The organism is Vibrio sp. E14, from assembly GCF_020515785.1.
GTDB classification, from domain to species: domain Bacteria; phylum Pseudomonadota; class Gammaproteobacteria; order Enterobacterales; family Vibrionaceae; genus Vibrio; species Vibrio diabolicus.
The window spans coordinates 253,548-274,786 of the sequence record NZ_JAHPJI010000005.1 but is presented as its reverse complement, the minus strand read 5'-3'; the positions used below and the strand labels follow the sequence as shown (position 1 = coordinate 274,786).

Sequence of the window (21,239 nt, the reverse complement as noted above, 5' to 3'; positions counted from 1 at the left end):
TTGACTTGGTTTGAAGTGGGGCGAGGTAGATATGGATCGAGTAACTTTGAGCTCATTGATGGGCAACATCGTGGTTATCGGGCTGGATGGGGAAATCAGGACCCTAGAAGAGGGACAACTACCTCAACCAGGAGAGTTAATAATTGATGAGGTATCAGATACTTCTGAGCTTGTGATCGAGCAGGTGACACCACAAGGAAGTTCGATAAATGTAACTGATGATATCACAGCGTTAATTGAAGCAATTGATAGTGGGGAAGACCCGACTGAGCTGGGTGAAGAGTTTGAGCCTGCTGCAGGTGAAGGAAACGGGTCTAGCCCACAGAATACGGGAGCTATAGATCGCACAGGTGCTGAATTACTCGCTAGTACCAATTTTGAGACAGTGGGAACTGACGGAACAGGATTTTCAAGTACTCAGGTAGAGACGTTACTCGATATTTTCCAAATACAACCACCAGAACCAACAGCAATATCAGTTCCTGCAACAGTAATTGTTCAAGAGATTTCTAGCCCAACTGTCAATGAGGGCGATCTGGTTTCCTTCGACGTCACACTTAACCAACCAACAGAAGACAATATCAATATCACTTTTTCTCTGTTCGATCAGACTGCGACTGGTGGATCTACTGACGAGAGCGGAAGTGACTACGTCAACGAGAGTGTTCTCATAACATTTTCCGATGGCACAACAGAAGAAATCTCAGTCGATGACAACGGTATTTTTACTGTGTCGGTCCCGTTAGGTGAAAATGGTTTTACGGTTTCTCTCGACTCTATAAATGACTCTATATTCGAAGGTCCAGAAACATTTACGCTTTCTGGCAACACAGAAGAACAAAGTACACCTGCAACTGGGATTGCAACCATTGTTGATGATGGTAGTGGCCCAGGTTTAAGTCCTGATGATGATCGTCCAACGGTAACGATGAGTGATGCAGGGACGATTAATGAAGGTGAGTTAGCCAGCTTTAAAGTGTCGTTATCTAATCCATCAGCTACAGATGTTGAGGTCGAACTAAGTCTCAACCTCGGTGATACCGAAGCCGGTGACTTAGGTACCTTGGAATACAACACGGGAAGTGGTTGGGTTGCAGTGCCAAACGATGGCGTGGTGACGGTGCCAGCCGGGCAAACCGAATTTGATGTGCGTATCGCTTCCATTGATGACACAGTTTATGAAGGCCCTGAAGATTTCAGTGTGACGGTGACTGGCATTGGGGCGGTACAAGGCAGCGATACGGGTACAGCTACGATTGTGGATGACAGCAGTGGTCCAGGACCAGATCCCGATGATGACCGTCCAAGCGTGAATATTACGGATGCTGGCACCATTAATGAAGGTGAAACAGCTAACTTCAAAGTGACGTTATCGAACGCCTCTGAAGCGGAAACGCAAGTGGAGTTGGGTCTTAATCTCGGCGATACCGAAGCCGGTGACTTAGGTACCTTAGAATACAACACGGGAAGTGGTTGGGTTGCAGTGCCAAACGATGGCGTGGTGACGGTGCCAGCAGGGCAAACCGAGTTTGATGTGCGCATTGCTTCCATTGATGACGCTGTTTATGAAGGCCCTGAAGATTTCAGTGTCACGGTAACTGGCATTGGCGCAGTGCAAGGTAGCGATACGGGTACAGCAACGATTGTGGATGACGGCAGTGGCCCTGGACCTGATCCCGATGATGACCGCCCAAGTGTGACTATTACGGATGCTGGCACCATTAATGAAGGTGAAACAGCTAACTTCAAAGTTACGTTATCGAATGCGTCTGAAGCCGAAACGCAGGTGGAGTTGGGTCTTAATCTCGGCGATACCGAAGTTGGAGATTTGGGCACCCTAGAATACAACACGGGGAGTGGTTGGGTCACAGTGCCAAATGATGGCGTGGTGACGGTGCCAGCCGGGCAAACCGAATTTGATGTGCGTATTGCTTCTGTTGATGACGCCGTTTATGAAGGCCCTGAAGATTTCAGTGTCACGGTAACCGGCATTGGGGCGGTGCAAGGCAGCGATACGGGTACAGCAACGATTGTGGATGATGGCAGTGGCCCTGGACCTGATCCTGATGATGACCGTCCAAGTGTGACTATTACCGATGCTGGCATTATTAATGAAGGTGATACGGCGAACTTCAAAGTGACGCTGTCGAATGCCTCCGAGTCCACTGTTCAAGTCGAGCTAGGCCTCAACTTGAGTGATACCGAAGTCGGTGACTTGGGCACCTTAGAATACAACACGGGAAGTGGTTGGGTTGCAGTGCCAAATGATGGCGTGGTGACCGTGCCAGCCGGGCAAACCGAATTTGATGTGCGCATTGCTTCTATTGATGACGCCGTTTATGAAGGCCCAGAGGATTTCAGCGTTACGGTGACGGGCATTGGGGCGGTGCAAGGCAACGATACAGGTACGGCGACGATTGTGGATGACGGCAGTGGCCCGGGCCCCGATCCAGACGATGACCGCCCGAGTGTGACTATTACCGACGCTGGCACCATTAATGAAGGTGATACGGCGAACTTTAAAGTCACATTATCGAATGCCTCAGAGTCGAGTGTTCAAGTTGAACTCGGCCTCAACTTAGGTAACACCGAAGTCGGAGACTTAGGTACCTTAGAATACAACACGGGCTCTGGTTGGGTTGCGGTGTCAAACGATGGTGTGGTGACGGTGCCTGCCGGGCAGACTGAGTTTGATGTGCGTATCGCTTCCATTGATGATGCGGTGTACGAAGGTCCGGAAGATTTCAGTGTTACGGTAACGGGCATTGGCGCAGTACAAGGCAGTGATACGGGCACGGCGACGATTGTGGATGACGGCAGTGGCCCGGGCCCCGATCCAGACGATGACCGCCCGAGTGTGACTATTACCGACGCTGGCACCATTAATGAAGGTGATACGGCGAACTTTAAAGTCACATTATCGAGTGCCTCAGAGTCGAGTGTTCAAGTTGAACTCGGCCTCAACTTAGGTAACACCGAAGTCGGAGACTTAGGTACCTTAGAATACTACACGGGCTCCGGTTGGGTTGCGGTGCCAAACGATGGCGTGGTGACGGTGCCTGCTGGACAGACCGAATTTGATGTGCGCATTGCTTCTATTGATGACGCCGTTTATGAAGGCCCAGAGGATTTCAGCGTTACGGTAACGGGCATTGGCGCAGTACAAGGCAGTGATACGGGGACGGCAACGATTGTGGATGACGGCACTGGCCCAGGACCCGATCCAGATGATGACCGTCCAAATGTCTACATCGTTGAAGATAGCGTGGGTGTTAACGAAGGTACCGATGCTGTGTATACCGTTAGATTATCGGCGGCGGCCGATATCGATGTGACCGTCAGGTTGAACACCTCAACCGACGGCAGCAACACGGCGGAAGCGGACGATATAGGTAGCTTTGTGGTGACCCTTGCTGATGGTGTGACAGTGGTGAATGCCAACAGTGACGGTACGTATACCATTCCCGCCGGTGAGAACGAGCTGAAAGTCACTGTGCCAACCACAGATGATGGCGTCTACGAAGGGGATGAAACCTTCACTGTGGCGGTACAAGGTGACACGGGCGTCCTAGGCAGTGACAGTGCGCTGGGCATTATTTACGACGGTGGTAACGGCCCTGGTCCCGATCCAGACGATGACCGTCCAAGTGTCTATATTGTCGAAGATAGCGTGGGCGTGAATGAAGGTACTGAGGCTGTGTATACCGTCCGGTTGTCGGAGGCTGCCGATATTGACGTGACGGTAAGGTTGAGCACATCAACAGGAGGAACTAATACGGCAGAGCCTGGCGACATTGGTGCTATTAAGCTGACATTATCTGATGGAGTAACTGTGGTGACCGCCAACAGTGATGGCACGTATACTATCCCAGCAGGTGAAACCGATCTCAAACTGTTTGTCCCAACCACGGACGACGATGTGTATGAAGGAGATGAAACCTTCACGGTTGCAGTGCAAGGTGCAACTGGAGTACTTGGTACTGACACTGCGTTGGGCATTATTTACGACGGCGGTAACGGCCCTGGTCCTGACCCGGATGATGATCGCCCGACCGTATCTATCTCAGATGCGGGTATCGTAGATGAGGGTGATATCGCGACGTTTACCGTGTCATTGAGTAATGCTTCGGAAGGTACAGTCCAGGTGCAGTTGACCTTAAACCCAGACGAAACAGAAGTGGATGATCTTGGCTCGCTAGAATATAACACAGGAGCAGGTTGGGTTGCTGTGCCTGTCGATGGCATCGTAACAGTGCCAGCAATGCTTACCGAATTTGATGTGCGCATTGCGACCATTGATGATGAAGTTTATGAAGGTCCGGAAGACTTCAGCGTGACCGTGACGGGTTTGGGCGCAGTTCAGGGCAGCGACACTGGTTTGGCGACCATTGTGGATGATGGCACTAAAACGGATGACGATCGACCAACTGTGTCTATCTCGGACGCGGGTACCATTGATGAAGGTAGTTTCGCTACATTTACCGTGTCATTGAGTAATGCCTCAGAGGCAGCGCTCCAGGTTCAGTTAACGCTGAATCTGGATGAAACAGAAGTAGGTGACCTTGGCACTCTAGAGTACAACACCGGTTCAGGTTGGGTAAGTGTACCTGTAAGTGGCATCGTGACGGTGCCGGCAGGTATGACGGAATTTGATCTACGCATCAAATCAATTGATGACGGTGTGTACGAAGGCCCTGAAGATTTCAGCGTTACAGCAACTGGCTTGGGAGCAGTTCAGGGCAGCGATACTGGTCTGGCGACCATCGTGGATAACTCACCACCTACAGCCCGTGATTTCATCATTTCGCTCGATGTTCAAAATGGTATTTTCCCGGTTCAGGATGTTGAGTTTGATGGATTAACGACGTCTGGGGAACTGCGTGTTGAAGATCTCGAAGATGACGCAGTTACTGCAAATGATGATGATATTTTAATTCAGGTCGTTAGCCTTCCTGAACACGGTGAACTGTATTATGTGGATGGAAATGGACAGGAAGTCATTATAGACGAAACCACACAGTTCCCTGAAAACACAGAGGTTAAGTATCGTCTGACTGAAGATTTCTTTGAGGAGCAGAGCTTTGACTCAGCCGACCTTCTTGAAGAACAAGGGAAAGATATCTTGGTGGGATCCTACACTCCTCCTAACTCGAACTTAACGTTCACTGGAGGTCAGATCACCACCATTGGCAACAGCATCATCTTTGATTCCGATGCTCAGATTTCAGTCGATTTTGCGAATCAACAGGTCGGGTTGGTTGTCGTTTCGCCAAATGAAACGGGTCAGGGTGATGAAATCAGTACTGGTGAATATATTACGTTAGAACTGGATGAGGATTTATCAGCTAACGAAGCGAAACTGAACTTAGCCAGCCTGAATGACCGCTTCAACAGTGGTGGTGCATGGTTAACGGCATACATCTTCCTAAATGGTGCACTTGTTGATGTTCAGCAGTTTTACTCAACGGATATTACTTATACCAGCAACCACGAAGGTTCTATTACCGTTGCGTTAGCAAATGGCAGCTTTGATGAAATTCGACTTACTCCAGAAACCGATAGCGCGAGTGATAAAGCGGGCTTTACCTTGGTGGGGACTGAAATCACCAGTTTTACTGACGTGAACGATGACTTTACCTACCAAGCTATTGACACTGATGGTGCGGTAAGTAACGAAGCTACGGTAGCGGTTGATTTCGAGAACGTCACGGTAGACGCTGTCACGGCGCTTGGTTATCAAACCATGGCCTTAAATTCGGATCTGAATCTGGTTATGGGGACAGATGGCGATGATATTCTGGTTGGTACTGAAGGCAATGACCTGATCATCGGTGGTTTAGGTAATGATATCTTGACTGGCGGTGAAGGTGATGACGTATTCAAATGGACAGAAATGCAATCCGCAACTGATACCGTGACAGATTTCAGTGACGGGGATCAGCTTGATTTTACCGATGTATTTGACGATATGAGTGGTACGGATATCTCCGCCTTGCTTGATGATCTTGGTTCGGGTGACTATCGCGGCAGTGTGGATGACATTTCCGTTGAAGTGACTGAAAGTGGGGGTAACTCGACGTTGACCATCAACAAAGATGGACAACAGCTAGAGGTTAACTTTGATGGTGCCTCTGCAGCCGATATTGCCAATAGTCTGATTTCTAATCTCGAGCAATTACGAGAATAGATGGTCAAAAATAAAAAAACGGAGCGTTTTTTCGCTCCGTTTTTTTATTTAATAATACGGTAAACTAACACTGTGATTACAGAACTTTACATGCAAAACCTTTCAGGTAGAAACCTTCCGGGTATGCTGTATCGATTGGGTGGTCAGCGGCTTGTTCAAAACGTTCCACAAACTTTACTTGGCGGTTAGCATCTAAGGCTGCGTCAGCAATGATTTTCTGGAACAAAACTTGATCCATTAAGCCAGAGCACGAATAGGTCAGTAGCGTACCGCCAGGCTTTAGGATTTGCATTGCTAGCATGTTGATGTCTTTGTAACCACGACATGCGCCGTTTAGTTGGGCTTTACTGTCTGCAAACTTAGGTGGATCCATGATAACCACATCGAACTGAGTTCCTTGGTCACGATACTCACGAAGCAGTTTAAACACGTCTGCGTTTAGGAACACGGCGCGCTTCTTCGAGATATCAAATTCATTCAGTTCTGCGTTGAACTTCGCAGTGTCTAGAGCAGGTTGTGATACGTCAGCGTTTATCACACGCTTTGCATCACCTTTCAGAGCGTAAAGTCCGAAGCCACCTGTGTAAGAGAAGCAGTTAAGAACTTCCTTGCCTTTCACATATTTCATCGCTTGCTGGCGACTATCACGTTGATCTAGGTAGAAACCTGTTTTATGACCGCCAACGATATCTACACTAATCTTTACGCCATTTTCTTCGATGACGACCGATTTAGGTGGCTCTTCGCCGTGCAAGACGCCCGTGGTTTCTTTCAAACCCTCTTTCTTACGTACCGCGACGTCAGAACGCTCGTACACATTACAATCAGGGAAGCACTCAACTAGAGCATCAACAATGGCCTGTTTATTGTGTTCTGCGCCGGCACTGAGAAGTTGACACACAAAGAAGTTTTGGTAACGGTCAATCGTAACGCCTGGCATACCATCAGACTCTGCCGCGATAAGGCGGTAACCCGTAAGGCCATCACGTTCGATAATGTCTTCACGAAGAAGTTGTGCGTCTTTTAATCGTTTTACGAAAAACGCGGTGTCGATTTCTTCTTTATCAAAACTCCAAATACGAGCACGAATTTGTGAAGCTGGCGAATATGCCGCCTTAGCTAGCCATTTACCGTCGTGAGTGAATACATCAACCGTTTCGCCAAGAGCAGGTTCGCCCTCAACTTTGTTGATGCCTCGAGAGAAGATCCAAGGGTGCTTGCGCTTGACCGATTTCTCACGACCTTTAACCAAATAGATAGCAGCTGTCATTTCATTAGCTCTTGTTGAATTTTGAAAGGGGCGTATTGTCCGGGATGTGAATGGTAAAAGCAATATCCCTCGGCAATCCAGTACATTGTAGTGACTTTTAAATACAAAAAAGGTCACTAAAGTGACCCTTTTATTTGAATTTGCTGTAACAGATTCCGTTGCTATGCTTTAAGTCCAGTAAGGAGCGACTCCATTGTGTCGCTTTGCTTACGCAGTTGATCCACGTTTTGTGAAGTCGTGCTGATCATATTGCACACGTTATCTGCTTGAACTCGAATTTCTTCAACGCTTGAGGCGATATTGTCCGCGACTACACCTTGCTCTTCAGCTGCTGTTGCAATTTGAATGCTACTGTCGGAGATAGTTTGATTTTTATCTGCCAAAGAGCCGATTTCGTGATTCACTTCCGTCATGAGGTTTTGTCCCTTATTTGCATTATTAACTGTCACTTCCATCAGCTTAGTAAGCGACTGACTGTTACGCTGTAACGATTCAATCATCGTTTGGATTTCAACCGTCGCTTGCTGAGTGCGTCCCGCAAGAGCGCGAACCTCATCCGCAACGACCGCAAATCCACGACCTTGCTCACCAGCACGTGCTGCTTCAATGGCTGCGTTCAATGCAAGTAGGTTAGTTTGCTCGGAAATCCCATTAATGGTTGTCACGACTTCATCAATTTGTGCGGCATTGGCATCTAACTCCGCTACTGCTTGAGACGCAGATTGAATCTCATTAGAGAGGTTCGAAATCGAGTGAAGCGTATTCTCTACTTTTACTTGTCCAGACTGAGCCACGCTGCGCGCATCATCGGTTTGCGCGCTTGAATCGTGAGCTAATGTCGCGACTTCTCGAATCGTTGATGCCATCTGTTCCGTTGCACTCGCAAGAGAGTTGAGGTGCTCTTGTTGCGTCGCAGAAATATCTGAACTGTGATGAATTGATAGATTCAGGTCTGAGCTAATTTGTTGCATTAACGCCACAGACTCTTGAATCGACAGCACCATTTGTTGCTCTCGTTCTGCAACTTTGTCTATCGTAATAGCAATTTCACTAAACTCGTCGCGAACTGGGAAGAAGTTCATTCTCGCGGTTAGGTCACCATCCGCTAGGGTGTTTAATGCTTTATTCATCGTGAACATTGCGCCGCCGATAAACGTCATGATGTAGTAAACGCCAAGCGCGAGAATAAACAAGCTCACACAGATGATGCTCACTTGAGTCGTTGATAGGGCAGCCCATAAAGAAAGTTCATGGTTTGCAACCAAGCTGTACGCACCATTTAGAACAGACACGGATTGCGGACCAGAGCCAAGAGAAACGGTTTCTGAACCAGCTATGAGGTTTGCTACTTGCGATTGAGAAAGGTTGCCTGCCTCTATCAGACCTTTCATAAGCATGAGCTCTTCTTGGTACATACTTGAGATCAACGTATTAGCCGCGCTATTAAGGACGAGAGTGAGAATGACTAAAGCAAGAAGAGGGAGAACGAAGAGCAAATAGAACTTTTCTTGAATCTTTAAGTGAATGAGATACTTATCAATCCAGCGGAATGGAATTTCTTTCATAATTATAATAACCGTGCAAAAACCCACTATCCTTAGTGGGGTGAATAGACGAAAAGAATATATCACTCAGTAAAAAGAAGCGGTACAAAGATGAACGTAAAGTGTGAGAGATTTATAGTAAAAGGTCACGTTCAAGGCGTCGGCTTTCGTTACCATACTTCCCATCAAGGATTGAAACTGGGTTTGACGGGTTACGCGAAGAACCTAAACGATGGTGATGTTGAAGTTATGGCGTGTGGAACAGACGCACAAATAGGTGCGTTTTCCGAGTGGTTGAAAGAAGGCCCGCGAACGGCAACAGTAGAGAGTGTGATACAGGAGTCTGCGTCATATAAGCCGTTGCGCGGTTTTAAGATTTTGTAAATTCTACAAGCATTTAGCTGGCTTTGGTAGGCCGGCTAATTTAGTCGCTTGTTTGGCTGGCCCCTTTTTAAACAGCTTGAATAGATACTTACTGTTACCTTTTTCTGGGCCGTGCGCTTTTTCCATTGCTTTGACAAGCATACGCACAGCAGGGGAAGTATTAAACTCTTCATAAAAATCTCGCACAAAGTGCACAACTTCCAAATGAGCATCCGTAAGCTCGATGTCTTCTTCTTTTGCTAAAAGCTCAATCATACCTTCTTCCCATTGAGTATGATCCAGTAAGTAGCCTTGAGCATCAGTTTCAATTTCTTTGCCGTTGTAAACGAACATAACGTTTTATCCGTTAAGTGAACATGGATGTTTATAGATTAGCGACAGGTGAGGATGTTCTCAACAAAAGAATCTCGAAGTAGTGCCGAGCGAAGCAAAAGCGTACAAAATGGTGAGTGCTTTTTGACTGAGCCAGGTGCTTTGATATAAATGTTCTTTTATTCAAATAAATAGGAAACTATTCAGTTTGTTAGAAATTTTTCGGGTTGAGTACCAATAAAATTGCATGGATATCCAGGCTTATTCATTTTTGTTTTGGTTTTTTCTTGGCTACTTGTCTGAATATGGAATTTTATCGGTGAATGAATAGCTTACGACGTTGTGTTTGCTCTTATAGACCGATATTCTCTTGGTTGATAAGCAACCTACATTCTGGTTGTAAACAATAATGATGACAAGGAGTTAGTCATGTCGAAACAACGTTACATTGAAATAAATGACAACGTAAAATCCATTTGGTCTATTGAGCGTATTTGGGAGCTCGCGGAGTCCCTACCTGTAGAAGAAATTGCTATTGATGATATCAAAGGCCCTAATGAAGTGACCTGGTTTAGTGATGATGGACCACAGCCAACCTGTCGTGAGATCGCGAAGCATTGCCAACGCATCAACAATGCCGATTTGTCGTATCCCGTAATTTTAACCAATGATTACCGTGTTTTTGATGGTATGCATCGAATCGCCAAGCAAATCATGTTGGGTGAAGATACGATTAAAGTGAGACGTTTTAGAGAAAACCCTGAAGCTGATGAAGTTATCGAGTTAGCAGTCGAACAGGCGTAATGTACTTAATCACTGACAAAGAAAAAGCCCGAAGGAAAATACCTTCGGGCTTTTTAAATTCATCTTGTGTTGAACGATTAATCGTCGTTCATAATACCTAGAATGCTTAGTAGGCTGATGAAGATGTTGTAGATTGATACATACAAAGTCACTGTCGCAGAGATGTAGTTTGTTTCACCGCCACGAATAATGCTTTGTGTTGTCATCAGGATCGCCATCGTAGAGAAAATGATAAACAAGCTGCTCAACGCCAAGTGTAAAATGGTTGATTGAATAAAGAAACTTGCAATCATACCCACAACAAGCACAACAAACAGCGATAGCATCAAGCCGCCCATCATAGATAGGTCACGTTTTGTTGTTAGTGCATAAGCTGATGCCGCCATGAAAGATAGCGCCGTACCACCTAGAGCGGTTAATACGATATCGCCCATCCCAGCACCGATGTACATGTTTAAGATTGGACCAATAGTGTAGCCTAAGAAACCAGTGAATAAGAACGTAAACACAAGGCCAAGGCTGTTGTTACGGTTTTTCTCTGTTAAGAATAACAGGCCGTAGAAACCAACCAACATTAGGATGATTCCTGGATGTGGCAGGTTAAATGCCATTGCTACGCCAGCAACGACTGCCGACCATAAAAGCGTCATTGAAAGTAGTGCGTAAGTATTACGCAATACTTTGTTTGTTTGTAGAGCACTTTCTTGTGTTGAAGTGCGGGTAAACATTGGACTGTTCATAATCTTCCTCGATAAGAGACTTTCTTTTAAGTACATTTATGGGATTGAAAGTTCAAAAAATCAAGCCCTAACCATGCGTAACTTAGATAAAATAATAATAGAAATAAGATGTTATGTATTTGACAACTTGTAACACAATATTACTGCAGAGCAAAGTCATAGCAATTGTCACACAGAATTTTTGAATTTAGTGACAAAAAGCACTGACTTCATTGAAATCAGTGCTTTTATTATACCAGTTGCAAAAGATCTTAGTGATGTAAGATTTGCGCTAGGAAATTTTGAGTTCGATCTGATTGAGGGTTTTCAAAGAAATCAACAGGGTTGTTCTCTTCGATGATCTCTCCTGCGTCCATAAATATCACGCGATCGGCAACCTCTTTCGCAAAGCCCATTTCATGTGTCACACAGAGCATGGTCATGCCTTCCTCGGCGAGCTCGACCATTACATCCAACACTTCGCGAACCATCTCCGGATCAAGTGCTGATGTTGGTTCATCAAAAAGCATGACTTTAGGGTTCATACACAAAGAGCGAGCAATCGCCACGCGTTGTTGCTGACCACCAGACAACTGGCCAGGATATTTCTCTGCTTGGTCCGGAATTTTAACGCGTTCCAGATATTTCATCGCGACCGCTTCTGCCTCATCTTTAGGCATCTTCTTCACCCAAATAGGCGCGAGCGTACAGTTTTCCAGTACGGTTAAATGAGGGAAGAGATTAAAGTGCTGAAAGCACATGCCCACTTCACGGCGCACAGCTTCAATATTTTTTAAATCTTCAGTTAACTCCGTACCAGAAACATAGATGCTACCAGCTTGGTGCTCTTCGAGGCGGTTAATACAGCGAATCATCGTTGATTTTCCTGACCCTGATGGGCCACAGATTACGATTTTTTCCCCGCGCTTAACATCGAGGTTAATATTTTTTAGTACGTGAAACTCACCATACCATTTATTCATATCCTTCAATTGGATCATATAGTCTTGTTGTTGCGTCATAATACGTCCTTGAGCTTGATGAGTTATCGTTTGTGACCGGTATGAAGTTTGTTTTCAAGCCATATCGAATAACGCGACATGCCAAAACAAAATACCCAAAACACTAACGCGACAAATACATAACTTTCAGTAGCAAAGCCTAGCCAGTCAGGGTCGGTGTTTGCTGCTTGTCCTATACCTAGTACGTCAAACATACCAATGATAAGAACCAAACTGGTGTCTTTAAACAATCCGATAAACGTGTTCACGATAGAAGGGATCGTAATCTTCAGCGCTTGCGGCAAGATAATAAGCCCTGTTTTTTTCCAGTAACTTAACCCAAGTGCGTCGGCAGCCTCATATTGGCCTTTTGGAATCGCTTGTAAGCCACCCCGTACCACTTCTGCCATATAAGCCGAGGCAAACATCACTACACCAATAAGAGCGCGAATAAGTTTGTCTGTCTCGGACCCTTCGGACATAAACAAAGGCAGCATAACGGAAGCCATGAACAGAACGGTAATCAGTGGCACACCACGCCAAACTTCAATATAGACGGTACAAATACTGCGAATGATTGGCATCTCTGAACGTCTACCGAGCGCGAGTACCACACCAATAGGTAATGAAACGACAATACCGACTAGCGCAATAATGAGCGTAACGAGTAATCCACCCCATTTGTGTGTATCGACCACTTCTAGCCCAAATATCCCACCGTATAACAGCCCAGCGATAATGAATGGGTAGATGTTTACGAAGAAAAGCCAAATCCAAATCCGTTTCGGTGTCTTTTCATACGCTAGCAACACAGTAAATATAGCCAATGTGATATAGAAAAGGCGAGGGCGCCACAGTTCAGACTCAGGATAGAAACCGTACATGAACTGCTCCCAGCGCACGCTGATAAATACCCAGCAAGCACCTTCTCGGCTGCAATCGTCACGCGTCGAACCAATCCAGTCCGCGTTGATAAACGCCCAATCAACGATATGCCAAATTGCACTAAAGACAAGATAAGCAAGAATTACGGTAACAATGGAATTGACAGGTCCATTAAATAGGTTTTTCCGCATCCAACCAACAAAACCGACGGTATTGGCTGGTCGTGGGAGATCCGGTTGAAATTGATGAGTACTCATATTATCTCTCCACCAGTGCGACTTTACGGTTATACAAGTTCATTAATGCAGACGTAATCAAACTTAAGGTTAAGTACACGCCCATCGTCATCGCAATGATCTCAATCGCTTGCCCCGTTTGGTTCAGGGTAGTACCTGCAAAGACAGAGACAAGATCTGGGTAACCAATCGCCATCGCTAACGATGAGTTTTTGGTGAGGTTGAGATATTGACTGGTTAAAGGTGGAATAATAATTCGTAACGCTTGCGGAATGACAACAAGCTTTAAAGTTTTCGTGCGTGGTAAGCCCAGCGACATCGCTGCTTCCGTTTGACCATGGCTAACCGCATTAATACCAGAACGTACAATTTCGGCAATGAAGGAGGCGGTATAAACGCTCAGTGCCAAAAGTAGTGCAGCAAGTTCAGGAATAATGCTAATACCACCTTGGAAGTTAAACCCTTTCAGTTCAGGATAATTTAGTGAAATTGGCATACCAGCAAGGAAGTAGACAATCAGCGGAAGGCCAACGACTAAGCCTAAAGCTATTCTTCCCATTGGCGTTTGTTGCCCAGTTAGGCGTTGCTTGTTATTCGCCCATACATTAATTAACAAGCTGGCGATCACCCCGAAGATTAATGCAGCAATAACAAAGCCACTGCCTGCCTCCATTTCTGGAGCTGGAAAATATAAACCACGAACATTTAAGAAGATGGCTTCGCCAAGGCTCAAGCTTTGACGAGGTGAGGGTAATGCTTGAAGAACAGCGAAATACCAGAAAAATATTTGTAGAAGAAGTGGGATATTTCGGAACGTTTCGATATAAACAGCAGCCAAGCGACTCACTAACCAGTTAGAGGAAAGGCGAGCGATCCCCATGGTAAAACCAATCACGGTAGCCAGAATAATACCTAATATGGAGACCAGCGCCGTATTTAGAAGGCCAATAAAAAACGTTCTGCCGTAAGAGTACGTTTCATCGTATTCAATTAGCGTCAGCCCGATACCAAACCCGGCTTCTTGATTTAAAAAACCGAAACCCGTAGCGATCCCACGAGCATCTAAGTTGTTCAGTGCGTTGTTAATAATCGTGTAAAAGAAAAATACCAGTGCAGCTATGGCAATGATCTGGAAAATAGCAGAACGAAAGGCGGGATTATAAATCAAGCTCTTGCTTCCGCTCGGTTTGGACATCGTACTTGGCGATGCATCTTTTGTCGGTTTCATACAGCGATAACCTCAAACCTTAGTTATAGATATCTGCCTGTATAAATAGTCACGTCCTTGCTGGTCGAAGCATGTTTTCACCAGAGCTAAACGGCGATATTCGAGTTGAAATAGCCTATCTAAGCGAATACTTCTTGCCATTCAATGAGCGGTCCTTACTCATACAGATGGATAAAATCAAGAAAAAGGGCGGCATGAACCGCCCTGATTAACTCGTTCTATCGGATTGGTGGCGCGTACATAAAGCCGCCTGCATTCCATAGCGCATTAACGCCACGAGAAATTTCTAACGGCGAACCAGTACCGACTGTGCGTTCGAAGCTTTCACCATAGTTACCGACTTGCTTGATAACTTGGTAGCCCCAATCATCACGAATACCCAAACCTTTGCCTTTCGGACCGTCAACACCAAGAATACGTTTGATGTTTGGATCTTTCGATTTCAGCATTTCATCCGCATTTTTCGAACTAATACCATACTCTTCGGCGTTAATCATTGCTGATAATGTCCACTTCGCAATGTTGAACCATTGGTCATCACCTTGACGAACGACGGGACCTAGTGGTTCTTTAGAAATGATTTCCGGAAGAACGGCTGCAGAAGAGGGATCTTTCAGGTTCAGGCGCAATGCATAAAGACCAGATTGGTCAGTCGTTAACACATCACAACGTCCTGCATCGAAACCTTTTGACGTTTGGGCTGCCGTATCAAATACGACCGGCTTGTATGACATACCGCTGTTACGGAAGTAGTCAGCAAGGTTCAGCTCAGTTGTTGTACCGGACTGTACGCAAACTGATGCACCATCAAGCTCTTTTGCGCTTGAGATGCCAAGATCTTTCTTCACCATAAAGCCCTGGCCATCGTAGTAGTTTACCCCTACGAAGTTTAGGCCAAGTGCAGTATCACGATGCAGTGTCCAGGTGGTGTTACGAGAAAGCACATCAATCTCACCTGATTGAAGCGCAGTGAAACGTTCTTTCGCGGTTAGGGGTACATATTTAACTTTCGTTTTATCCCCAAGAACGGCTGCAGCCAGTGCTTGGCAATATTCTACGTCGATACCTTCCCATTCACCTTTTGAGTTAGGGTTAGAGAAACCAGGTAGACCGGTACTTACGCCACAAGTAAGAAAACCTTGTTTTGTGACTTTGTCCAGAGTAGTGTCTGCTGCTTGAGCTGATGTTGCCATCATCGCAGTAGAAGCCGCTACGACGGAAGCAAGAACTGTGAGTTTATTTGCCATTTGTATCCTTCCTGTATGATCCATGTTTAATCAGGAGTGACCTGAAATAACGTGTCCAATTCGTTAGAGTTATCGTCCTACGTGATTGATTTTCGAAGAAACGGTATTCGATAGATCAACCAGTTATAAGCGTAGGAAAGGATCTGTTAATTCTCAAATATATAATTTAAATGAAGTTTTGAGAGAACTTACAAAGCGCCTTGAGATTTAGAATGACGAAATGTTAATTGTTTGTAAATAGTGCAAATCATGGACAATTTGGTGCATCAGAACAATCAATAGAAGAGTGAACAATACAAGAGAATAAAAAGTTGTTATTAAAACTGTCATTAGCTGAGCTTGGTGAAGTTCAGTAAAAATTCGAACAAAAATTATTTGTGATACCGAAACAGGGTGATGAGCTTGCCCCATTTTTGGTAGCATGGTCTGCAACAGCTAATTAGAGTAATCATGGATTGAAATGCGATATTTTCCTCTGTTCTTAGATTTAATCAATAAACCCGTTCTTGTCGTGGGCGGCGGTGAAGTGGCAAGCAGAAAGGTGGAAGCTTTGCTAAAAGCAGGGGCGGATGTCACTATCGTTTCTCCAACGTTGGTCGATTTTCTGTCTAAGCTTGCTGCAGAGCATCAAGTGCGCTGGGTGCAACGTTTCTATTCAAGTGACATTGTCACTAAAAGCTTTGTTCAAGTGTGGGCCACGACAGATAATCCTGAGCTAAATCACCAAGTGTATAAAGATGCGAAAGAATTAGGCATCCTAGTGAACGTTGTGGATGATAAGCCTTATTGTGACTTCATTACGCCCTCTATGATCAATCGTGGCCGCATACAAATTGCTATTTCTAGTGGCGGCGCCTCACCAGTTTTGATTCGAAACATCCGTGAAAAGCTTGAATCGATACTGCCACAAAACATGGGGTTGATGGCGGACTTTGCTAACTCAAAGCGTAATTCGATTAAAGAAGCACTACCTAGCGTCGATTTACGTCGTAAGTTTTGGGAGCAATTCTTCTCGAATCCTGAGGTTGAAAACGCGCGAGATAATAGAGAGTTAGAAACGATTTACCAAGCGACCATGGCAACACCTTTGGATGAAAAAGGAAGTTGTACTTGGATACAGGTAGGGAAAGACGTTGAGATGTTGCCAATTAAGGCCGTGCGCTACATGCAACAAGCCGAGCTAGCACTTTACTCAACTCGATGCGAAGCGAACGTGTTAGAGCTAATACGAAGAGATGCAGAGCGAGAAGCTTTCTCCAGCGCAGCTGAACTCTCTGATATGTTGACCAAGGCTAAATCTGAAAAGCTTCGAGTTTGCGTGTTTATCCCTAAAGGGACGAGCGAGTTCTTATTGCTGCAAGGGCAGGACTTGGTGATATAACCACGTTAAAAAGTGGGCACTTGGCTTCTCGATTAAAAGGCCAACAAAAACGCCAGCGAACTATGCGCTGGCGTTTTTAAACTAAGTTACTTCTCAGACAGATTAATCACGGAAGTTGTTAAACTGGAATGGTATGCCCATCTCTGCTTCACGAATCGCTGCCATTGTCGCTTGCAGGTCATCACGTTTCTTACCAGTAACACGTACCTTGTCGCCTTGAATAGAGGCTTGTACTTTTAACTTTGCGTCTTTGATAAGTTTCACTACTTTTTTGGCTGTTGGTGTATCGATACCTTGGCGGAAAAGCAGAGTTTGGTGCCAGTTCTTACCAGTTACATCTGGGTCCTGTGCATCCATTGCGTTTGCATCAATATTACGCTTTGCCAAGTGGCCACGTAAAATATCGCGCATTTGCTTAAGTTGGAAGTCACCTTCCGCAGACATTTTTACGTTTTCTTCTACTAGCTCAAAGCTCGCATTAACGTTGCGGAAATCGAAACGAGTAGACAATTCACGGTTAGCATTATCAACGGCGTTACGTAGTTCAACCGTATCGATTTCAGAAACAATATCAAACGATGGCATGAAGATTCCTTGATTATTTTGTTATAGGGACTTTCGGGATTTAACGGCGTTTGCCAGCATATCTAGCATTGTAGCAGTATCTTCCCAGCCTAGGCATGGGTCTGTAATAGATTGACCATACGTTAGGTTGTTGATGTCAGTCATTGGCTGATTGCCTTCAAGAATAAAGCTTTCAGCCATGATACCCGCAATACGAGTACTGCCTGACTTAATTTGGTTACAAATGTCTTGAGCAACGTCGATTTGTTTTCTGTGCTGCTTCTGACAGTTTGCGTGGCTGAAATCCACAACCAAACGTTGTGGCAAGCCAAACTCGGCTAGAGCATCACACGCTTGTTTTACTGACGCTTCATCAAAGTTAGGGCCTTTCTCTCCGCCGCGTAAAATAATATGACCATATGGGTTACCACTTGTACGGTAAACCGTCATGCGGCCATTCTTATCTGGAGAGTAGAAGTAATGCGAGGCTTTCGATGCGCGAATTGCATCAATTGCAATTTTTACGTTGCCATTTGTGCCATTTTTGAAACCAACTGGGCAAGACAGCGCCGATGCCATTTCACGGTGAATTTGCGATTCTGTTGTACGAGCACCGATCGCGCCCCACGTGATCAAATCCGCGATGTATTGACCCGTAATCATATCAAGAAACTCAGTAGCAGTCGCAAGACCAAGCTTGTTGATATCCAGTAGTAGTTTACGTGCTTTATGGAGGCCAGCTTCAAGCGCGTAAGAGCCATCTAGGTTAGGGTCGGTAATCAAACCTTTCCAACCAACTACTGTACGAGGCTTTTCAAAGTAAGTACGCATCACGATAAACAGTTCGTCTTTGTACTTGTCTTGGATTTCACTCAGGCGAGTGGCGTAATCAATGGCAGCTTCAGTGTCGTGAACAGAACACGGACCTACAATCGCAAGAAGGCGATCGTCTTCACCCGATAAAATGTTTTCAATCTGACGACGAGATTGAGCGATACGGTCTGCAACGTCATCCGTAATAGGATGTACACTACCTAGCTCTGCTGGGGTAGGCATTGGACCCAAAGGTTGGGTTCTCAATTCATCTGTTTTTATAGGCATGTTATAGCTTTATTCTCTATTGCGAAGGGGTAAAGATAACGGAATTACAGGCAGGAATAAACCGTTTCACGGGAATCTTCGCCAGGAAATACCGAATTGTATACAAAGGTGTAGGTATTCATTTAAATGACTTATGTATAAATGACAAAACTTGATCATTAAATCAATATATATACATTTGAATTTATAACCATTTCATCTATCTCACCGTTAGGCAATCAAGATAACTGCGGCAAACCTCATGTTTATCTGTGTGACAATGTCACTAAAATGGTGGCTAAATAACTCGTGAGATCGAGCTTTTGTTAACATTTCTTTGACATCTATTTCTTTCGTTGATTAACTGGTCTGACTAGATTGGTAAGGAGACCAAAATGTTATCAGCTGTACGTCGTGCAAATTTGTATCTAAATCTATTCGGCTTTTCTAAAGTGCCTCTGATTTGGCTTTGTCACCCTAAGATCATTGCGATAGATAGCGAGCACGTTGAGGTTCGAATCCCTTTGCGAAGAAGAACAAAGAACCATTTGAATAGCATGTATTTCGGCGCTTTAGCTGTTGGGGCGGATGTAGCTGGTGGTTTTCTTGCTATGAGCAAGGCGCAAGAAAAAGGAGAAGCGATCTCTTTAGCATTTAAAGGCGTCAAAGCCGAGTTTTTAAAACGTCCGGAAGCGGATGTACACTTTGTGTGTAACGATGGTGATGTTATTGATGAGATGCTCGATCATACGTTGGCAACGGGTGAACGAGTGAATCGCGATGTAAAAATCGTCGCATTGTGTCCTAGCTTACATGGTGACGAACCTATGGCTGAATTCTCGTTGACTCTTTCGATAAAAAAAGCAGCCCAACAAGGAAAAGAGGCTGCTTAGTGGTTTGCTGTTTTAAAGAATATCGCTTTAATTGAGTTCAATCTGCTCAATCGAGACGATTTTGGAGCGGTTTAAGACCACTTTCCAACGGTAATAAACAGGCTCATCGGTGTGGTTGTCCTCTTTGACAATCACATTGAGCAAATGACGTTTCTCTACCGACTCTTTGGTCACTTGCCCTTCATTTAAACGGTAAACTCGGTTTGAGCTTTTATCCATCAAGCGGATGATAGGGCGCAAACTGATGTTCAGTGTTTCTCTTGTTTGCTCATAACCACTCAAGAATAGAGAGGTCGCCATTTCGGTTTTCTCGTGATAATGAAGTATCTGCTCTTCGCGCTGCACGACGCGCTTCTTACGTATTCTTTGAATCTTATCTGGCAAGCTACTTAACGTACGATAATCGAGCCACTCTAATTTTCTGCCGACCACTTTTTTCGTTGTTGGATCAACATACTTCTTACGCCACTTTGGCTTGCCTTTACGGATCCATCGCCACATCGCATCGCGCAAATCATCTTTAAAGATTTCTCGTAGAGCATAAATAAATGACATCGCGATAATGAAGGACGCGGAAATTTCCCCAAGGTAATCGCGAGCGAGAATCACGGTTGAGGTCACGACAACCATCACCAAGCCAGTAGCAATACCTTTGATAGCACGCTTGATGTTGTTACCCATTGATATGGTTTCTTCACGAAGCACGATAGGGTGTTCAATCAAGCGTCTTAGCAAGCGCATTTTGTTAGATAGGCGAGTAACGTCTTCAACGACTCTTGGAGAGTTGTACTTGTTGAGTTTTCGATGGGCTTGCTCTTTTTCACAGAGCGTGATCAAGCGTTTCTTAATCGTGCCATAATCGCCTTCACGCGGGAGATGAGCCACTAGAGATAAAAACTTTTGCTCGGTATACCAAGACAGATAGTTATCGATGTTAACGTAGTACCGTTTTAAGTTCTCTTCATAAGGAATAGAACGTCGCAAGCGCTTTAAGATCTCAAGCGTGAGCTCGATAACTTCGTCTACTTCATCTTCCGTTACGGAGTTGTTCTGATGCTTGTTTAAACTTGCTACCGCTTTGTCTAGCGCGATAACGTATTGGTACGCGAACAAACTCAAACTTACTCGGTATTGTTGATTCGACAGGCGTCCACGTTTGGCAAGTCGACTGTGTACTAGCGGTAGAAGGATTTCAGTACTGTAATAAGAGCGTTGCTGTGTGATTGAAGTGTAATAAAATTCGGATTCACTGATGATATCGGCGTTTAAACCAAGCTCACCAGGTATAAAAAAGTAAATATCTAGGTCGACACTTTTGCTCTTTGCGAGTGCATGACTGATTTTTAATGTTATTGAGTCTTGTTTATCGACGGTGACCAAAGAAAGCTCCTGACTTTGTTAAAGCATTCTTAACTTATGCGTACTGTTGAGCAGGTAAGCATAAAAGTGCTAAAAGAGTGACTGGGGCATATAGCTGAACGACAACAGCATAACAGAGCACTAT

Annotated in this window: 17 protein-coding genes; 6 read left to right on the top strand and 11 right to left on the bottom strand. The window is 45.0% G+C overall.

What is annotated here, in order from left to right:
* Window positions 1-31: 31 nt before the first annotated feature.
* On the top strand, window positions 32-6,187 hold the full coding sequence (locus tag LIX84_RS15830; RefSeq protein ID WP_226421705.1) for a Calx-beta domain-containing protein: 6,156 nt from the start codon (window positions 32-34) through the stop codon (window positions 6,185-6,187).
* Between the two features lie 76 nt (window positions 6,188-6,263).
* Here the strand turns inward: LIX84_RS15830 and LIX84_RS15825 are convergent, their stop codons facing one another.
* Both LIX84_RS15825 and LIX84_RS15820 read right to left on the bottom strand, forming a co-directional pair.
* Window positions 6,264-7,457: a class I SAM-dependent methyltransferase gene (locus LIX84_RS15825; RefSeq protein ID WP_226421704.1), complete on the bottom strand. Its 1,194-nt coding sequence runs from the start codon at window positions 7,455-7,457 to the stop codon at window positions 6,264-6,266.
* A 161-nt stretch (window positions 7,458-7,618) separates the two neighbouring features.
* Window positions 7,619-9,022 (bottom strand): methyl-accepting chemotaxis protein, encoded by a 1,404-nt coding sequence (locus LIX84_RS15820; RefSeq protein WP_226421703.1) that lies wholly within the window; start codon window positions 9,020-9,022, stop codon window positions 7,619-7,621.
* A 90-nt stretch (window positions 9,023-9,112) separates the two neighbouring features.
* Between LIX84_RS15820 and yccX the strand changes: the two genes are divergently transcribed.
* Window positions 9,113-9,385: an acylphosphatase gene (gene yccX, locus LIX84_RS15815; protein WP_054867047.1), complete on the top strand. Its 273-nt coding sequence runs from the start codon at window positions 9,113-9,115 to the stop codon at window positions 9,383-9,385.
* Between the two features lie 3 nt (window positions 9,386-9,388).
* Here yccX and LIX84_RS15810 read toward each other — a convergent pair whose 3' ends face one another.
* A complete protein-coding gene (locus LIX84_RS15810; protein WP_005377396.1) occupies window positions 9,389-9,718 on the bottom strand; it encodes a TusE/DsrC/DsvC family sulfur relay protein in 330 nt (109 codons plus the stop codon).
* Between the two features lie 408 nt (window positions 9,719-10,126).
* On the opposite strand from LIX84_RS15810, the gene LIX84_RS15805 reads away from it, so the two are divergent.
* Entirely contained in the window at window positions 10,127-10,501 is a 375-nt protein-coding gene (locus tag LIX84_RS15805) for a hypothetical protein (RefSeq protein ID WP_005396572.1), read from the top strand.
* A gap of 77 nt (window positions 10,502-10,578) precedes the next feature.
* Here the strand turns inward: LIX84_RS15805 and LIX84_RS15800 are convergent, their stop codons facing one another.
* From LIX84_RS15800 to LIX84_RS15785, 4 genes are all read right to left on the bottom strand, one after another.
* The gene (locus LIX84_RS15800; RefSeq protein WP_005396571.1) at window positions 10,579-11,241 is read right to left on the bottom strand and encodes a Bax inhibitor-1/YccA family protein; all 663 of its coding nucleotides are present in this window, start codon (window positions 11,239-11,241) and stop codon (window positions 10,579-10,581) included.
* Window positions 11,242-11,492: 251 nt separating this feature from the next.
* The gene (locus LIX84_RS15795; protein ID WP_005377400.1) at window positions 11,493-12,242 is read right to left on the bottom strand and encodes an amino acid ABC transporter ATP-binding protein; all 750 of its coding nucleotides are present in this window, start codon (window positions 12,240-12,242) and stop codon (window positions 11,493-11,495) included.
* A 23-nt stretch (window positions 12,243-12,265) separates the two neighbouring features.
* Complete coding sequence (locus LIX84_RS15790) at window positions 12,266-13,363, bottom strand: amino acid ABC transporter permease (protein WP_226421702.1); 1,098 nt, start codon at window positions 13,361-13,363, stop codon at window positions 12,266-12,268.
* A gap of 1 nt (window position 13,364) precedes the next feature.
* Window positions 13,365-14,570, bottom strand: coding sequence for an amino acid ABC transporter permease (locus LIX84_RS15785; protein ID WP_226421701.1), 1,206 nt, complete (start codon window positions 14,568-14,570; stop codon window positions 13,365-13,367).
* 71 nt (window positions 14,571-14,641) lie between these two features.
* Here LIX84_RS15785 and LIX84_RS15780 point away from each other — a divergent pair, with 71 nt between their 5' ends.
* Window positions 14,642-14,782, top strand: a complete 141-nt coding sequence (locus LIX84_RS15780; protein ID WP_005396568.1) for a hypothetical protein — start codon at window positions 14,642-14,644, stop codon at window positions 14,780-14,782.
* A gap of 6 nt (window positions 14,783-14,788) precedes the next feature.
* On the opposite strand, the gene LIX84_RS15775 is transcribed toward LIX84_RS15780, so the two are convergent.
* On the bottom strand, window positions 14,789-15,817 hold the full coding sequence (locus LIX84_RS15775; RefSeq protein ID WP_005396567.1) for an amino acid ABC transporter substrate-binding protein: 1,029 nt from the start codon (window positions 15,815-15,817) through the stop codon (window positions 14,789-14,791).
* Between the two features lie 460 nt (window positions 15,818-16,277).
* Between LIX84_RS15775 and LIX84_RS15770 the strand changes: the two genes are divergently transcribed.
* Complete coding sequence (locus LIX84_RS15770) at window positions 16,278-17,198, top strand: precorrin-2 dehydrogenase/sirohydrochlorin ferrochelatase family protein (protein WP_006743261.1); 921 nt, start codon at window positions 16,278-16,280, stop codon at window positions 17,196-17,198.
* A 102-nt stretch (window positions 17,199-17,300) separates the two neighbouring features.
* Here the strand turns inward: LIX84_RS15770 and LIX84_RS15765 are convergent, their stop codons facing one another.
* On the bottom strand, window positions 17,301-17,783 hold the full coding sequence (locus LIX84_RS15765; RefSeq protein ID WP_005377415.1) for a YajQ family cyclic di-GMP-binding protein: 483 nt from the start codon (window positions 17,781-17,783) through the stop codon (window positions 17,301-17,303).
* 21 nt (window positions 17,784-17,804) lie between these two features.
* Complete coding sequence (locus LIX84_RS15760) at window positions 17,805-18,863, bottom strand: 3-deoxy-7-phosphoheptulonate synthase (protein ID WP_006743262.1); 1,059 nt, start codon at window positions 18,861-18,863, stop codon at window positions 17,805-17,807.
* Between the two features lie 374 nt (window positions 18,864-19,237).
* Between LIX84_RS15760 and LIX84_RS15755 the strand changes: the two genes are divergently transcribed.
* Entirely contained in the window at window positions 19,238-19,735 is a 498-nt protein-coding gene (locus LIX84_RS15755) for a DUF4442 domain-containing protein (protein ID WP_065646463.1), read from the top strand.
* A 27-nt stretch (window positions 19,736-19,762) separates the two neighbouring features.
* Here the strand turns inward: LIX84_RS15755 and LIX84_RS15750 are convergent, their stop codons facing one another.
* Window positions 19,763-21,115 (bottom strand): hypothetical protein, encoded by a 1,353-nt coding sequence (locus tag LIX84_RS15750; RefSeq protein ID WP_006743263.1) that lies wholly within the window; start codon window positions 21,113-21,115, stop codon window positions 19,763-19,765.
* Window positions 21,116-21,239: the final 124 nt, after the last annotated feature.

Coding starts and splice junctions, on each gene's coding strand:
- LIX84_RS15830 (WP_226421705.1), top strand. CDS start 32: ATGGATCGAGTAACTTTGAGCTCATTGATGGGCAACATCGTGGTTATC.
- LIX84_RS15825 (WP_226421704.1), bottom strand. CDS start 7,457: ATGACAGCTGCTATCTATTTGGTTAAAGGTCGTGAGAAATCGGTCAAG.
- LIX84_RS15820 (WP_226421703.1), bottom strand. CDS start 9,022: ATGAAAGAAATTCCATTCCGCTGGATTGATAAGTATCTCATTCACTTA.
- yccX (WP_054867047.1), top strand. CDS start 9,113: ATGAACGTAAAGTGTGAGAGATTTATAGTAAAAGGTCACGTTCAAGGC.
- LIX84_RS15810 (WP_005377396.1), bottom strand. CDS start 9,718: ATGTTCGTTTACAACGGCAAAGAAATTGAAACTGATGCTCAAGGCTAC.
- LIX84_RS15805 (WP_005396572.1), top strand. CDS start 10,127: ATGTCGAAACAACGTTACATTGAAATAAATGACAACGTAAAATCCATT.
- LIX84_RS15800 (WP_005396571.1), bottom strand. CDS start 11,241: ATGAACAGTCCAATGTTTACCCGCACTTCAACACAAGAAAGTGCTCTA.
- LIX84_RS15795 (WP_005377400.1), bottom strand. CDS start 12,242: ATGACGCAACAACAAGACTATATGATCCAATTGAAGGATATGAATAAA.
- LIX84_RS15790 (WP_226421702.1), bottom strand. CDS start 13,363: ATGAGTACTCATCAATTTCAACCGGATCTCCCACGACCAGCCAATACC.
- LIX84_RS15785 (WP_226421701.1), bottom strand. CDS start 14,570: ATGAAACCGACAAAAGATGCATCGCCAAGTACGATGTCCAAACCGAGC.
- LIX84_RS15780 (WP_005396568.1), top strand. CDS start 14,642: ATGTTTTCACCAGAGCTAAACGGCGATATTCGAGTTGAAATAGCCTAT.
- LIX84_RS15775 (WP_005396567.1), bottom strand. CDS start 15,817: ATGGCAAATAAACTCACAGTTCTTGCTTCCGTCGTAGCGGCTTCTACT.
- LIX84_RS15770 (WP_006743261.1), top strand. CDS start 16,278: ATGCGATATTTTCCTCTGTTCTTAGATTTAATCAATAAACCCGTTCTT.
- LIX84_RS15765 (WP_005377415.1), bottom strand. CDS start 17,783: ATGCCATCGTTTGATATTGTTTCTGAAATCGATACGGTTGAACTACGT.
- LIX84_RS15760 (WP_006743262.1), bottom strand. CDS start 18,863: ATGCCTATAAAAACAGATGAATTGAGAACCCAACCTTTGGGTCCAATG.
- LIX84_RS15755 (WP_065646463.1), top strand. CDS start 19,238: ATGTTATCAGCTGTACGTCGTGCAAATTTGTATCTAAATCTATTCGGC.